This is a genomic window from Streptomyces sp. NPDC021115 (assembly GCF_044333065.1).
Taxonomy (GTDB): domain Bacteria; phylum Actinomycetota; class Actinomycetes; order Streptomycetales; family Streptomycetaceae; genus Streptomyces.
Genome location: NZ_JBIRQF010000007.1, coordinates 155,754 through 169,883, shown reverse-complemented (window position 1 = coordinate 169,883; position 14,130 = coordinate 155,754). Strand labels below are relative to the sequence as shown.

Below are 14,130 nucleotides of genomic sequence, written 5' to 3'. Positions count from 1 at the left end.
GAGTTGATTTCAGCCGGGGCGGCCTGAGTCCCGGCTGTTCCCATGCAGACGATAGGGGCCGCCTCACGGGGGCGGCCTTCTGAGGTGTTCTACATCTCTCTTGATACCTCACCGCGCATTTGTGCGTGGAGTGACACATACATCATTAGTGAGAGTGTTCCTCACGGTCTCTCCACCAACCCCCGGCCTCTTGCGGCCGGGGGTCTCTCTTTTTTGCCTGCCACCGTGCACGTGCGCACGGGCTGATTGGAGCCGTCATGTTCGATCGTCACTTCTTCGCCGCTCGTCGTACCGCCCTGGGCCTCTCTGTCGAAGCGCTGGCTGACGAAATGCTTGTCGCCCCCTCCACCATTCGCCGCTGGGAGTCCGGGGAGACTTGCCCGAGCCTGCGCATGCTCGTTCTGGTGTCCCGTCACCTGTGCACTCCACTTCTGTCACTCATCAGCGGCGAGGACACCCAGGACCGGCGCAAGGCCCAGGCTGTGGCGGATCTTCTGAATGAGCAGGCCCAGGAAGCCGCCTGACAGCGGCATTAGTTAGTTCCACCCTTCTTGACGACAGGAGTACCTATGACCACTTACGGCTATCAGCAGACCGGGACCACCACATTCATTCCGGAGGTGTGGGACGCTGAACTGCTTGTCCAGTTCGACCCGTTGCTGGTTTGGGCATCGCCGATCGTGTCCAACAGGAAGTATGAGGGCAACATCAGCAAGGCCGGTGATGTCGTCCACATCAACTCCTTGATCCGCCCCTCTGTCGGTGACTACACCGTGGCGGACGGCATGACGGCCCAGCGCCCCGAAACGGTGGATCAGAAGCTCACCATCACCGAGGCGAAGTACCTTCAGCTTTTGATTGAGGACGCCGAGCAGGTACAGGCGATCGGCGATCTCAACTCCCCGATCAATCAGCAGATGATCCGGGCCCTGGCCCGGGAAGCGGACACCTTCATGGGCGGGATCATCACAGCCGGGGCAACGGCCGTACCGAACATCTCCGCTCCGGCCGCCAGCGCCCCGCAGGCGCTCTACGGCGGCATCCTTGACCTGATGCTGGCCTTGGACGACGCCGACATCCCTGGAGGCCGCTACGCGGTCGTCTCGCCCCGCGTGAAGCGGCACCTGATCGAGCATCCGGCCATCTCGAACGCCGCCGCCTACGGTGAAGGCGGCGTCACCGCAAACGGCGTCGTGGCCCGCCTGGCAGGCTTCACGCTGCTGACCACAACTGCCATGCCTGCCGGGGTGGATATCGTCGCCGGTCACTCGGAGTTCGCCACCTACGCGAGCCAGTTCACCGGTTTCCGCCAGGGACAGTCGGAGAAGTACCGGGCCGACTACATCGACACTCTTCACCTGTACGGCGGGAAGATCGTTCGCTTCCCCGAGCTGGACACTCAGCTTCCGGACAGTTCCTTTGATGAGACCAAGCCCACGAAGGGAATCGTCAAGGTCGCTGTGGACTGGTCCTGATCAAGCAGGCCGCGGGATCTATACTCCCGCGGCCTCGTTCTTGTCACTCCTCGTGGATGGCCGGCGGGGGTGTTTGGGCGCGCACGGTCACCGAAACCGGCACCCTGAATCCGCACAGGTGTCCATCTCCCCGCTCCCGGACAGAGAAGTTCGAAAGAGTGACACATCTCATCGATTCAGGGGCGCAAAGCGGGTAAACGTGCCCCCCTCGGCAGTGACTTTGGATGCCGAATCCGCTCGCGCCTTCCAATTTAGCCGCTACGCCGAAAGAATAGAAACCCGTACACGGTCGGAGAACCGCACCCCCGGTGGGTCCTGCGGAAACGAATTAAGATATTACCCCCGCTATTAGATTCACGAGCATAATCGTTTAGTTATGTGTTAGTTATCGTTTCGTGATAGAGGTTGGGCAGGATGTTGGCCGGTACCGCAACACCGAATGCGGCGGCCGTAAGAGCGACGCTCCGGCTGCTTCTGAGACTTCCGGCCTAACGAATCAAGGGGGGACCGTGCTCAAGACGGTTCAGATCATCACTTTCGAAGAGCGCACCGTGTGCGATGCGTGTCACGCGAAGAACGGCGGGGAAATCGAGGCGTGCGACGTGCTGAGCCTTGGTGACCGTTCCTGGGACTTGTGCGCGGATCACTCCAAGAGATTCGGGGCATGGCTGGCCGATGCCCTGGATGCCATCGAGACACCGGACGCTGAGAGCACCCCTGATGTCTCGCCTGCTGAGCCGACTGAGGACACGATCGAGGCGGACCCTGAGCCGCTGCCCACCGTGATGATCAGTGGGGAGATCGAGGGGTACGACTGGGACGACGCGCGGAACGCAGTCCGGAACCTGGGCTACGAGGTGGTTGGCCGTGCCGATGACAGCACCGTGTTGATCATCTGCGGCAAGGGGGCGGAGCGGAACAGCCACAAGCTGAGGGACGCGAGGGAGCGTGGCATCCCGTGCATGGATGCCACCGTGCCCGGAGTCTTCAAGGCCGCTGTCCGTGCGGGGGCTTTGAAGGGTGGCGACACGTTGCCGGAGCCTGTCCGCAAGGATGCCTCGGCTGTCATCAGTGAGCGTGAGCAGAACCGGCTGATCCGGGCTTGGGCCAAGTCCAATGGATGGGGGGACGTCGCTGCGCGCGGTCGTATCCCGATGGCACTGCGGTACGCCTACACCCAGGCCCAGCAGCAGCGTGAAGCGGCGGACGCTCAGGAGTGCCACACAGCGGCGTGACCTCGGTGCCGACCGCTGCCAACGGCGGTCGGCACTCCCGGCCCGAACACACACAACTGACGTTCACAGACATCGAGGCGGCATGAGCACCCCCGACATCCGAACCCTGGCCACGGGCCGACTCCGCGCAGTCGTCACCTCTCTTGCGCCGCATGGGGAATGGTCCCCTGTGGGTCTCCTCGGCGGTCTGCTGTGCGCGTTCTCCGCGATGCTGCCGGAAACCCGCGTCCAGCGCGGGAGTGGTCACATGCCGCTGATGCTTCATGTGCTCCTGTGCGGCGGTACAGGGGAAGGCAAGGGACAGTCCTGGTCCACTGCCGCAGCGGTCGCCAGAGACGCGAACAGCGGCTTCATGGCAGGGAACATCATCAACGGCGTGACAGGTGGGGCAGGGCTCATTCAGGCCGTGGCCGACCGCGACGGGCACGCGCTGATCCTGGACACCGAATACGCCCGTGTGCTCCGGGCCGGTCGTCGTCAGGCGAACCTGTCTCAGGTACTCCGCGATCTGTGGGACGGGGCCACGGTTGCCACCTCCCGTGCCAAGGAACCGGTTCAGGTCGATGATCCGCGCGTGTCCATCATGGGTCACATCACCCCCGAGGAATTCCGGGCCTCGATGTCCAGCACTGAGCGGGACGGGGGCAGTTACAACCGGCTGCTGATCCTGCCCGTGCAACAGGTGCGATGGCTCAGTGAACGCGACCGGATGCCCGCCCACCTGATCCCCGAGGCTGGAGAACTGTTCGCCCGTGCGATCCGGCACGGGCGCAGAGTCGGAACGGTCACCCTGTCCGATGATGCCTACGACGTTGCCGACGTCATCCGGCAGGACCTTCTAACTAAGGCCCGTGAATCGGAGGACTTGAAGCCGTTCGCCGCCCGGTGCAACGAACAGACACGACGTATCGCCGCATTGTTCGCGCTGTTCGATCTGTGCTCCGAGATCACGCCTGATGATTTGGAAGCTGCCGCACGTCTGGTCACCTACTCCATGGAATCGGTTGAGACCATCACGACCGGCGCCGGGAGCAAGAGCAACCGCCGCCAGCCGCTGAGCCTCGCTGAGAAGGTCCGGGCCCGCATCGAGCTGCATGGCGGTCGCGCCACTTCATCGCAGATCCTGCCCTACGTCGGAGCGACCGCAGCAGAGGTCAAGGCACTGCCCGGAATCGTCGTCACCCAAGACCGTTCCGGAGTCGGCCGACCGGCCACCGTTTTCACACTTCGCCATGACAGTTCTTCTCACGCTGAGGCCCAGCCGGCCAGCACGGAGCGTGAGGAGAATGGAGACGCGGACCCGCCCGCAGTTGCCCCGGTCGAGCGGCCCCGCCTCCGACTGGTCGCCGCCGCCCCGCCGCCCCGACCGGTGAAGCTGTCGGCGGCTCCCGCCCCCGTCCAGGGCAATCCGTTCCGCGACCTGCTCTAATAAATGAATCAGGTGCACCAGTCGGAATGGTCGACTGGTGCACCTTGCCTTTTGCCGAATCTTAGATAACGGCTAGCGAGATGCGCGCGCTTGAATGAGAGGCGCGGGGGTCACTACTCGCGCCCGTTCGTAAAGCTCCCGAGCCGTCTGGTTCTTGAGGTGGGGGCGAATGCGGGAATGCATATTCGAAATGCTTTGGTCGCATTGCCCTGATTGCACGTGCGGGTAGATGTCCACGACTTTCGTCCATGTGTCGCATGCAGCTTCGAGGTGGCCAACTTCTAGCTGTCGTTCGGCGAGCATGGAAAGGTAGCGGATCCGGTTCCGGCGAAATGACGTGTGCCGCAGTTTGTCGGATTCCTCCAGTGCCGCGATGGATCCGGGGACGTCACCCAATTCGTATCGCACCTGGCCAATGTGATACGTGAGCGATGACGGATTATATGAACCGAATGTTTTCGATTGAGATTCAGCCTTCTCCATGGCGACCTCTGCCTCTTTGAGGTACCTATGGGCGCTGTCACTCTCTCCGAGCTGTGCCGCAGCGTGTGCCTGTTGCCCAGCAAGGAAGGCCCGCATTCTCGGCCCTGCGTTGGGAGAGGCAGCGGCAGCAGAATTCGCTAGCCTCATAGCCTCTCGGCCGTGCCCGAGATCAACCGCTTGAACGCTCATTCCCCGTAGCGTTGTGCAGTAGGTGAGGTGGTCTTCTGAGGCTCCGGCAAGTTCTAGGGCTTTCACGTAATATTGCTGCGCCGCACCGTGAATACCCTCGTCAACTGCCATGTACCCCGTTAGGTAGCACAGGTCAGACGCTGCGGACATCATCGCTTTACGGACCGCTTCCGTAGCGTCGGCCCGGAGATATGGGGCAACCGTGTTCACGAGAAATGCTGCGGCCATGGGGCGCGCATGTCGACCACCGAACTGATCATCAAGGTCTGAGATTCGTTCGGTCATGGCCACGACTGTTTGGACATCAGGCATTCCGACGCGCTGCACCTGTCCTGTCTGAACAGCTTCCATGCGGCCCACAACATCCGGCCAGTTGGGCACCGTTAACGCAACAGAGAAGAGACTCGCGCCAAGGACGCTGCGACGCGAGGGGTCCATGTCGTGCCTCCCCAAGTCGATCAACGCCTCCACGGTACCCGGCTTTGCGTTCGACTCGACGGCAGGCGGGGAGAACCCCGCCTCAGCGTGCGTGATCGGTCGGCCCAGCTTCCGGGCAAACGCCTCCAAGATCAGCGGCCGGACAGCCACTCTGGGCATGTGCCCCCGAAGCCACTGATGAACGGATGGTTCCCGGTACTTCTGCGGCGTTCCGCGTTCGGTGCCGATGCGGTTGACCTCCTGCGCGAGCTGACGCAGCGTCCATCCGGTCTCTTGGAACAGCCGTTCCAGGCCCTCGTTCGGCTCCCGCTCACTCACTTTGCGCTCAACTCCTCAGCTAAAGCAGGCGCTTAAAGCTCTTAAAAACTGCCGCCTTCGCCACGGTACCGCGATGCGTAGCGGAGCGGTTGCCTAGAGCGAGAAAGACCCCCGCGACCGTGCGACCGGCCCGGGGGCATGGTCAACGCTGTAGGGAGCGTCAACATGAGAGATCGTATCGCCCGGTCCATGGAGCGGTGGCTACGGAAGTTATTCCCCGCCTCCGGCCGCCATCGGACAGTCGATGCCTCGCCCACACCGGCCTCAGCCGCTGTGGCCGTACCCGGCCCGGCCTGCGTGGCCACCGGCATCGAAGACCCGCCCACGCTTCAGCTCCCGCGAATCCCGACCGCAGAGCGCTTCCCCATCGCATGGGACACCGACCCCGTGCCGCTGTACGTGGTCCGGTACGAGCAGCAGCGAGCGCTGGGGGCCTCGCGGTGAGCGCGGACACGTCCCCGACGCAGCCACAGGGGACGCAGCAGGCCCCCAAGCACCCCACTCCGAAGGACCTGGACGCGCGTGCCGAGGAGCTGAAGAAGAAGATCGACAAGCACCTTGGGCGGGGGAAGCGAGCATGACCGACCAGGACTGCGAGGGATGCCGGAAGTACACGGCGTTGCGCGACGAGGCGAAGCAGGCAGGGAACTACCGCGCGGCGGCCGACTATGAACTGTTGCGCCGTCGACACCCGACCCACGATGACCCCGGTAGGACCGCTCGATGGGGGCTGCCCGCATGAGCCAGCCGACGCCGTACAAGGGCCCCAAGCGTGGCCAGGAAGCCTACGACGCTGCGACGGGACGCATCGGCGTAGTACAAGACGTCTGTCACGTCGATGTACTCGCTTTCGACCACCAGATGCCGGGACCGCTCGTCGCGTTCCTCCGCCCCCGGAAGGGCGGACAGGAATGGATGACTGACTCCAGGAACATCCGCTTCCCCGAGGAATCGACAACCCATCCCGCCTCGGAAACCGACACGAACGACAACTTCTGACAGCCGGATAGCGATGCGCACCCCTTGTGGTGTCAGGAGGAACCCTGTAGCGCGTGTGGCCTCATCACTCTCGCGCGCTCAGGGGACTCCGGTTCGAGTCCGGGCAGGGGGCGGTCCCGCAGCGAACGCAGGCGCTGTGCGCGCGTTCGAAGTGAGTCATCAAGCGGGGCGACGTGATCAATGCCTGACGGCCCACCTGTCGATTGGACGCCGTCGTACTGGTTCCGACATCGTTAGCGGCCACGGCGCCGACGATGACGCCGAACCACTGAAAGGACACAGTGTGAAAAGGCTGATCGCCCGAATCTGGCGCATCATCCGGGGGCCGATGCAATGGCGGATCCTGTGGTTCGCGCACGCCAAATTCATGATTGGCGTGACGGGCGTAGTACGGAACGAGGCAGGGGAAGTCCTGCTCCTCAAGCACCGAATGTGGCCCGCAGACCGGCCATGGGGACTTCCAACCGGCTACGCAATCAAGAGCGAAGAGTTCCCGAAAACCATCATTCGGGAGGTTCGGGAAGAAACTGGCCTTGAAGTCGTTCCGGGGCGGCTGGTTCAGGTAACCAGTGGCTACAAACTCCGCGTGGAAATCGCCTACGAAGCGCTTCACGTGGGTGGAACTCTCAAGCTCGACGGCTTCGAGATTCTGGAGGCGAAATGGTTCAACCCGGACGCGCTCCCGGAGGGGATGCAAGAGTCCCACATTCAGCTCATCAAGGCGGGCACGGCGACTTAACGGAACTCGCCCCGAATGAGTCCGTAACCGGCGCTAGGGCAATGGCGGCGCTGGCGGCCATGCGCACCGACGCGTCCCCGCTCACGGCGAAGCACCCCGCACACGTGTTCCGGCCGCTGTCGGAAATGCTCAGCCGGTGGGCGGCAGACGGCATCGACACCACCCCTTTCCATGCGGGCGTCGAAAGCACGAAACGCCGGTACGCCGGGTACGGGCTGGCGAAGATGCTGCCGCTTGGCCGTGTGTTGGTCGGCTGTGAATCCTCGCGGGTCGGTGCCTTCGGTGGATTCCACCACCCGGACCAGGGGTACCGGCACCTTCAAATGGTGGCCATCATCACCATGTACGGACCCATGGAACGCCGGAACCCCGAGCGCCCCGCGCTGGCCCTTCTCGACCTGCTGCGCGCGTACGCGCATGACTGCCTTCACTACGGGTCGCGTCGGCGTTACGTAGAAGTGGCAGGGGTGCCCGTCCGCACTCAGTACGGGATCAACTACCGCCGCACAAGCGGACAGTCCTACTCGGCTGCCGACCAGCGCGGAAGCCACCACACGCGGAACCTCGGAATCGTCATGGAAGGCGCGTGCGACAAAGAGGCGCGCTCCATCACCCGGAAGACGGCAGAACGCTTCGGCGTGACGGAACCCTCAGACGTTCTCGGCGCACTGGCGTTCCGAGATGTGACGGGAACGCTGAGGGAGGAGGACGCCGACCGCGCTGCGGGGGTGCTGGGGAGCGAAGAGCAGACGCGATACGCGGCGGCCCTCGGGGGCTACGAGAAGGGTGTCAACCGCCGCTACACGCACCTCCTTGAGGAGTTCGCCCCTGGGGAAGAGAGCGAGTGCCACACGCGCCTTCTCGCGTCCATCATCAGTGGTGACGTGACGGCGCTGGGGGTGTGGTTGGACGAACGGCATGGCCCCGGCACCTTCATGGGCCTGTTCCGAACGCCGGGGTACTTCGACCCCGGCCTGACCGTCTGAGCGGTCCCTCAGCGGCCCCCGTCGTGTGCTTCCCCCGGTGGCGCATGGCGGGGGCTTTCCGCTGCTCAGAGCCGGTTGGTCACGTGACCAACGCATGACCAACAGCGGGCAGGAACGGGCAGAAACAGCAGGTGAGCATGGCCAACCCTCACGGACCTCAAAGGGGCCCGAAGAGTACATCTCCGCAGGTCAACTAACTAATGGGCTGGTGCCCGAGTGGAGAGTTCAAGTCCCCCCCTCGGACACATCACGCAAACGCCGGTCGATGCGCGCATCGGCCGGCGTTTCGCGTTCCCGGGTATTCCCGGGAGGGCCCGGGCGGCCCCGGGCGGGGGCCCGGGGGCCGCTCACGCGCTGCGCGCGGGGACCGGGTCGTCGTGGATCACCCGGGGCACCGGGCGGGCGGCGAGGTGGGTGACGCGGGCGACGGGGCGGGCGGGGACCGTGCGGGCCTCGGCGCGGGCGGTGCTCCACAGCCAGCCGATGTCGCGGGCGAAGGACCAGATCAGCGAGGTCAGGGCCAGCAGCACGACGGCGAGGTTCGCGGGGGCCGGGAGGAGGCCGGTGGCGGCCACGAGGAGGGCTACGCCCTGGAGCGCGGCCACCGTCTTGCGGGCCATGCTGTGCGGCAGGGGCGCGTTCATCCAGGGCAGGAAGCGGGCGGCGGCGACGAAGGCGTAGCGCATGGCGCCGATCAGCAGCACCCAGGGGCCCAGGGCGGTGGCGACGTAGACGCTGAGCACCAGGATGAGGACGGCGTCGACCTCCATGTCGAACCGTGCGCCAAGCGGTGAGGAGGTTCCGGTGCGGCGGGCGACCTGGCCGTCGACCCCGTCGAGGATCAGGGCCACCGCGGTGAGCGCGGTGAGGACCGCGACCCGGGGCGGGCTGGTGAAGGAGTCGGCGACCAGCGCGGTCACGCCCCCGACGAGGGTGGCCCGGGCCAGGGTGACGCGGTTGGCGGCCCCGAAGGAGGACAGCCAGGAGCGGGAGACGGCGCGGGTGAGCACGGCCCAGGTGACGGCCGCGAAGGCGAGGCCGGTGAGCCAGCCCGCGGTTCCCAGGTCGAGCGAGGCGCCCAGGAGCGTCAGCAGGAGGATCTGCACGCCCGCCCCCGCGGCCGTCTCCGTCCGCAACAGCCTCGCGTTGTGTGTGTGGTTCAGGGCCACCGGGCACCCCTCCGGCTGTGTGACAGTGTCGATTGGCGCCGCGTAGCGTGTGCGCGGCTTGATGATGTCCCGTACGTGGCGCCTCCCCTGTTTGTTCAGCGTGATGTGCGGCCCGTTTGTTCAGCGCAGGATTTCCGCTCGATTCCTTTCGTTTTCTGAGAGATCTGAGAGAGAGGACGCCGATGAAGCGCGTCGCCCGTGCTTTCTGGCTCGACTCCCCCGGTCACGGCGGGATACGGGATGTGGTGCTGCCCGAGCCCGCGGAGGGCGAGGTGGTGGTGCGCACGGTGTGCTCCGGTGTGAGCCGTGGCACGGAGGCGCTGGTGTTCCGGGGCGGGGTGCCGGAGAGCCAGTACGGGGCGATGCGAGCGCCGTTCCAGGAGGGCGACTTCCCCGGCCCGGTGAAGTACGGCTACCTCAATGTGGGAGTGGTCGAGGAGGGGCCGCGGGAGCTGGTCGGCCGCACGGTCTTCTCCCTGTTCCCGCATCAGACGCGGTACGTGGTCCCGGCGAGCGCCGTCACCCCCCTACCGGAGGGCGTGCCCGCGGAGCGGGCGGTGCTGGCCGGGACGGTGGAGACCGCGGTGAACGCCCTGTGGGACGCGGCGCCGCTGCTCGGCGACCGGATCGCGGTGGTGGGGGCGGGGATGGTCGGGGCGTCGGTCGCGGCGCTGCTGGCCCGCTTCCCGGCCGTACGCGTGCAGTTGGTGGACGCCGATCCGGCGCGCGCCGATGTCGCCAAGGCGCTGGGCGTGGACTTCGCGCTGCCGGAGGACGCCGAGGGCGACCGTGATCTCGTGGTGCACGCCAGCGCGAGCGAGGCGGGTCTGACGCGTTCCCTGGAACTGCTCGCCCCGGAGGGCACGGTGATCGAGTTGAGCTGGTACGGGGACCGGCGGATCAGCGTGCCGCTGGGCGAGGCGTTCCACTCCCGCCGGCTGACCGTGCGCAGCAGTCAGGTGGGGACGGTGTCCCCGGCCCGGGGCGGCCGCCGCGGCTATGCGGACCGGATGGCGATCGCGCTGGAACTGCTCGCGGACCCGGCGCTGGACGCGCTGGTCACGGGGGAATGCGCGTTCGATGAACTGCCGGGGGTGATGGCCCGGATCGCGGCGGGTGAGCTGCCGGGGCTGTGCCACCGGGTGCGTTACGAGGGTGCGTAGGACCGGGCGCGAAAACCCGTCCGAACAAGGCTGAGCTGGGGCTGAACACGGGGAAGGCATCGGCCGTACTAGAAGCCGAGATGTGCCGCCGGACCGGGAGGGCCGTTGTTCAGCATCACCGTCCGCGATCACCTGATGGTCGCCCACAGCTTCAGCGGAGAGGTCTTCGGACCCGCGCAGCGTCTGCACGGCGCCACGTTTCTGGTGGACGCCACCTTCCGGCGCGCCGCGCTGGACGACGACAACATCGTCGTCGACATCGGCCTGGCGACACAGGAGCTGGGCGCGGTGGTCGGCGACCTCAACTACCGGAACCTCGATGACGAGCCCGCCTTCAAGGGGATCAACACCTCCACCGAGTTCCTGGCCAAGGTCATCGCCGACCGGCTCGCGGAGCGGGTGCACGCCGGGGCGCTCGGCGAGGGCGCGCGCGGCCTGTCCGGGATCCAGGTGACCCTGCACGAATCGCATGTCGCCTGGGCGAGTTACGAGCGTGACCTGTGACCGCGCACGTGGAGAGTCCGGGGAGCCTGCTGGGTCTCAGCGGCGGTGCCGTCCCGCCGCCGGCCCGCGAGGTGCACGTCGTCATGCCCGGCGGGGTGGACGACCCGGCGACACCGAGCGGCGGCAATACGTACGACCGGCGGATCTGCCGGGAGCTGCCCGGCATCGGCTGGGACGTCCACGAGCACACGATCGCGGGCAGCTGGCCGCAGCCCGGGCCCGCGGCGCGCGCCGAACTGGCCCGGCTGCTGGCGGAGCTGCCGGACGGCGCCATCGTGCTCCTCGACGGGCTGGTCGCCTGCGCCGTCCCCTATCTCGTCGTTCCGGAGGCGGAGCGGCTGCGGCCCGCGGTGCTGGTGCATCTGCCGCTGGGTGAGGAGACGGGGCTCGCGCCGGGCCGGGCGGCGGACCTGGACGCGCTGGAGCGCAAGACGCTGAACGCGATGCCCGCGGTCGTGGCCACCAGCGGCTGGGCTGCCCGGCGCCTGGTGGCGCACCACGGGCTGGCCCCGGGCCGGGTCCATGTGGCCGCGCCCGGTGCCGATGTGGCGCCGCAGGCGTCCGGTACGGACGAGGGCACCCGGCTGCTGTGCGTCGCCTCGGTGACCCCGCGCAAGGGCCAGCACCGGCTGGTGGAGGCGCTGGCGGAACTCACCGACCTGCCGTGGACGCTGGAGTGCGTCGGCTCTCTCGGCCAGGAGCCCGGCTACGTGGAACGGCTCCGCGAGCTGATCGAGACCTCCGGGCTCGGCGACCGGGTGCGGCTCACCGGCCCGCGCGGCGGTGCGGAGCTGGAGGCGAGCTTCGCCGGTGCCGATCTGCTGGTGCTGGCCTCGTACGCCGAGACGTACGGGATGGTGGTCACCGAGGCGCTGGCGCACGGCGTTCCGGTGCTGGCCACCGCCGTGGGCGGGGTTCCGGAGGCGGTCGGGCACGCGCCCGAGGGCAGCGTGCCGGGGCTGCTCGTCACCCCGGAGGACCCGGCCGCGCTCGGGGCAGCGCTGCGCCGCTGGCTGGGCGATCCCGATGTACGCCGCCGGCTGATCACGGCCGCCCGTGGCCGGCGCACCGCGCTGGACGGCTGGCAGACGACCGCGACCGATCTGGCCGGTGCGCTGGAACGACTTCGCCGCGAACCCCGGAGGGCCGCGTGACCACCACCGATACGCCCCGATACGCGCCCGAGTGGCTGGAGTTGCGCGAGGGCGCGGACGCCGCCGCCCGCGCGCCCGAACTGCTGGAGCCGCTGCGTGCCCGGCTGGCCGAGTCGGCCGGGGCGGCCGGGGCGGTGATCCATGACCTCGGCTGTGGCACCGGCTCGCTGGGCCGGTGGCTGGCGCCCCGGCTGGAGGGGCCGCAGGAGTGGGTGCTGCACGACCACGATCCGGGGCTGCTGGAGCTGGCGGCCGAGCGGGCGCCGCGTACGGCCGCCGACGGCAGCCCGGTCACGGTGCGCACGCGCCGCGGTGACCTGGGCTCGCTGACCGCGGACGATCTGGCGGGGGCGTCGCTGGTGACGGCCTCCGCGCTGCTGGACGTGCTCACGGCCGAGGAGATAGATGGGCTCGCCGCGGCCTGTGCCGGGGCGGGGTGTCCGGTGCTGCTCGCGCTGTCGGTCGCGGGGCGGGTCGAGCTGGCCCCGGAGGATCCGCTGGACGCGGAGATCGCGGAGGCGTTCAACGCCCATCAGCGCCGTTCCGGTCTGCTGGGCCCGGACGCCGTAGCGGTGGCCTCCGAAGCCTTCGCCCGGCACGGTGCGACGGTACGGACGCACGCCAGCCCCTGGCGCCTGGGCTCCGGGGAGTCGGCGCTCGCGGCGGAGTGGCTGCGGGGCTGGGTGGGCGCGGCGGTGGAGCACCGGCCGGATCTCGAACCGCGTGCCGAGACGTATCTGCGGCGCAGGCTCGCGGAGTGCGCGGCGGGCGAGCTGCGGGTGGTGGTGCACCACGACGATCTGCTCGCGCTGCCCCGCCCTGTGGGCCCCGGGTCGACGGGCGGAGTGTCATGAGCGCGACGGTCCGAGCCCGGCTCGGCACACTCGCCGGAGCGGCCATCATCGCGGTGCTGCTGTGGCAGATGGGCACCGGCGCCTTCGTGGCGGGGCTGCGCCGCATCGACGGCCTCACCCTGCTGGCCGCCCTCGGCCTCGGCCTGCTGACCACCGTGTTCAGCGCCTGGCGCTGGTGCGTGGTGGCGCGGGCGCTGCGCATCCGGCTGCCGCTCGGCCAGGCCGTCGGCGACTACTACCGCTCCCAGTTCCTCAACGCGGCGCTGCCCGGCGGCGTCCTCGGCGATGTGCACCGCGCGGTACGGCACGGGCGCACCGAGGGCGATGTCGCCCGGGGCGTGCGCGCCGTGGTGCTGGAGCGGACGGCGGGTCAGGTGGTGCTGGTGATGCTCGGCGTGGCGCTGCTGTGCGCCCACCCCTCGCTCGCCCTGTCCGAGGCCCGCCGGGTGCTGCACGCCGTGGCCACGACGCCCGGCGCCGCACCCGCGCTGATCGCGGTGTGCGGGCTCGGGGCCGTGGCCGTGGCCGTCGTACGGCTGCGCCGCAGGTCCGGCAGCCGGTCCGGGGGCGAGCGGGGTAGCGGGTCCGGCGCCTCGCGGGGGCGCCGGGCGCTGCGCGCCGCGCTCACCGAGGCGCGGCTCGGGCTGCTGGCCCGCGCGAGCTGGCCGGGGGTCGTGCTCTCGTCCGCTGTGGTGCTGGCGGGCTATCTCGGGATGTTCCTGCTGGCCGCGCGGGCGGCGGGATCAACCGCCCCGGCGGTCGAGCTGGTGCCCATCATGGTGCTGGCCCTGCTCGCCATGGCGCTGCCGCTGAACGTCGGCGGCTGGGGCCCCCGCGAGGGCGTCACCGCGTGGGCCTTCGGCGCCGCGGGCCTGGGCGCCGCCCAGGGGCTGACAGTCGCCGTCGTGTACGGGGTGCTCACCTTCGCCGCGAGCCTGCCCGGTCTGGGCGTGCTGGTCGGCCAGTGGGCCGTCCGGCTGCGGCGTCCCCAGGTC

The 14,130-nt window shown here is 68.1% G+C and carries 15 protein-coding genes and 1 pseudogene; 14 read left to right on the top strand and 2 right to left on the bottom strand.

From position 1 onward, the window contains the following. Positions 1-257 precede the first annotated feature (257 nt). The 4 genes from ACH4TL_RS23155 (at position 258) to ACH4TL_RS23140 (ending at position 4,139) form a co-directional block, all read left to right on the top strand. Positions 258-524, top strand: a complete 267-nt coding sequence (locus tag ACH4TL_RS23155; RefSeq protein ID WP_398317204.1) for a helix-turn-helix domain-containing protein — start codon at positions 258-260, stop codon at positions 522-524. Between the two features lie 45 nt (positions 525-569). Further along, positions 570-1,475, top strand: a complete 906-nt coding sequence (locus ACH4TL_RS23150) for a hypothetical protein (RefSeq protein ID WP_398317201.1) — start codon at positions 570-572, stop codon at positions 1,473-1,475. A gap of 509 nt (positions 1,476-1,984) precedes the next feature. Beyond that, complete coding sequence (locus ACH4TL_RS23145) at positions 1,985-2,710, top strand: hypothetical protein (RefSeq protein ID WP_398317198.1); 726 nt, start codon at positions 1,985-1,987, stop codon at positions 2,708-2,710. A gap of 82 nt (positions 2,711-2,792) precedes the next feature. Beyond that, the gene (locus tag ACH4TL_RS23140; RefSeq protein WP_398317195.1) at positions 2,793-4,139 is read left to right on the top strand and encodes a DUF3987 domain-containing protein; all 1,347 of its coding nucleotides are present in this window, start codon (positions 2,793-2,795) and stop codon (positions 4,137-4,139) included. Positions 4,140-4,211: 72 nt separating this feature from the next. On the opposite strand, the gene ACH4TL_RS23135 is transcribed toward ACH4TL_RS23140, so the two are convergent. Beyond that, positions 4,212-5,567, bottom strand: coding sequence for a tol-pal system YbgF family protein (locus tag ACH4TL_RS23135; RefSeq protein ID WP_398317192.1), 1,356 nt, complete (start codon positions 5,565-5,567; stop codon positions 4,212-4,214). 165 nt (positions 5,568-5,732) lie between these two features. Here ACH4TL_RS23135 and ACH4TL_RS23130 point away from each other — a divergent pair, with 165 nt between their 5' ends. From ACH4TL_RS23130 to ACH4TL_RS23110, 5 genes are all read left to right on the top strand, one after another. Next, positions 5,733-6,011, top strand: coding sequence for a hypothetical protein (locus ACH4TL_RS23130; protein WP_398317189.1), 279 nt, complete (start codon positions 5,733-5,735; stop codon positions 6,009-6,011). Further along, entirely contained in the window at positions 6,008-6,148 is a 141-nt protein-coding gene (locus tag ACH4TL_RS23125) for a hypothetical protein (protein WP_398317186.1), read from the top strand. The genes ACH4TL_RS23130 and ACH4TL_RS23125 overlap by 4 nt, the downstream gene beginning before the upstream one ends. Before the next feature lie 157 nt (positions 6,149-6,305). Further along, on the top strand, positions 6,306-6,566 hold the full coding sequence (locus ACH4TL_RS23120) for a hypothetical protein (RefSeq protein ID WP_398317183.1): 261 nt from the start codon (positions 6,306-6,308) through the stop codon (positions 6,564-6,566). A gap of 283 nt (positions 6,567-6,849) precedes the next feature. Further along, the gene (locus ACH4TL_RS23115; RefSeq protein ID WP_398317747.1) at positions 6,850-7,305 is read left to right on the top strand and encodes an NUDIX domain-containing protein; all 456 of its coding nucleotides are present in this window, start codon (positions 6,850-6,852) and stop codon (positions 7,303-7,305) included. A 59-nt stretch (positions 7,306-7,364) separates the two neighbouring features. Continuing rightward, positions 7,365-8,291, top strand: a complete 927-nt coding sequence (locus ACH4TL_RS23110) for a hypothetical protein (protein ID WP_398317180.1) — start codon at positions 7,365-7,367, stop codon at positions 8,289-8,291. Positions 8,292-8,638: 347 nt separating this feature from the next. Here the strand turns inward: ACH4TL_RS23110 and ACH4TL_RS23105 are convergent, their stop codons facing one another. Next, positions 8,639-9,460 carry a CDP-alcohol phosphatidyltransferase family protein gene (locus tag ACH4TL_RS23105; protein ID WP_398317177.1) on the bottom strand — a complete coding sequence of 274 codons (822 nt, stop codon included), beginning with the start codon at positions 9,458-9,460 and terminating at the stop codon, positions 8,639-8,641. Between the two features lie 182 nt (positions 9,461-9,642). Here ACH4TL_RS23105 and ACH4TL_RS23100 point away from each other — a divergent pair, with 182 nt between their 5' ends. The 5 genes and pseudogenes from ACH4TL_RS23100 to ACH4TL_RS23080 form a co-directional block, all read left to right on the top strand. Further along, entirely contained in the window at positions 9,643-10,623 is a 981-nt protein-coding gene (locus tag ACH4TL_RS23100; protein ID WP_398317174.1) for a zinc-binding alcohol dehydrogenase, read from the top strand. Between the two features lie 105 nt (positions 10,624-10,728). After that, positions 10,729-11,127, top strand: a complete 399-nt coding sequence (locus ACH4TL_RS23095) for a 6-pyruvoyl trahydropterin synthase family protein (protein ID WP_398317171.1) — start codon at positions 10,729-10,731, stop codon at positions 11,125-11,127. Continuing rightward, positions 11,124-12,281: a glycosyltransferase family 4 protein gene (locus ACH4TL_RS23090; protein WP_398317168.1), complete on the top strand. Its 1,158-nt coding sequence runs from the start codon at positions 11,124-11,126 to the stop codon at positions 12,279-12,281. The genes ACH4TL_RS23095 and ACH4TL_RS23090 overlap by 4 nt, the downstream gene beginning before the upstream one ends. Then, positions 12,278-13,135, top strand: a complete 858-nt coding sequence (locus ACH4TL_RS23085; RefSeq protein ID WP_398317165.1) for a class I SAM-dependent methyltransferase — start codon at positions 12,278-12,280, stop codon at positions 13,133-13,135. The genes ACH4TL_RS23090 and ACH4TL_RS23085 overlap by 4 nt, the downstream gene beginning before the upstream one ends. Continuing rightward, positions 13,132-14,121, top strand: a pseudogene (locus ACH4TL_RS23080) (lysylphosphatidylglycerol synthase transmembrane domain-containing protein); the annotation flags it as partial. The gene ACH4TL_RS23085 and the pseudogene ACH4TL_RS23080, both read left to right, overlap by 4 nt. Positions 14,122-14,130: the final 9 nt, after the last annotated feature.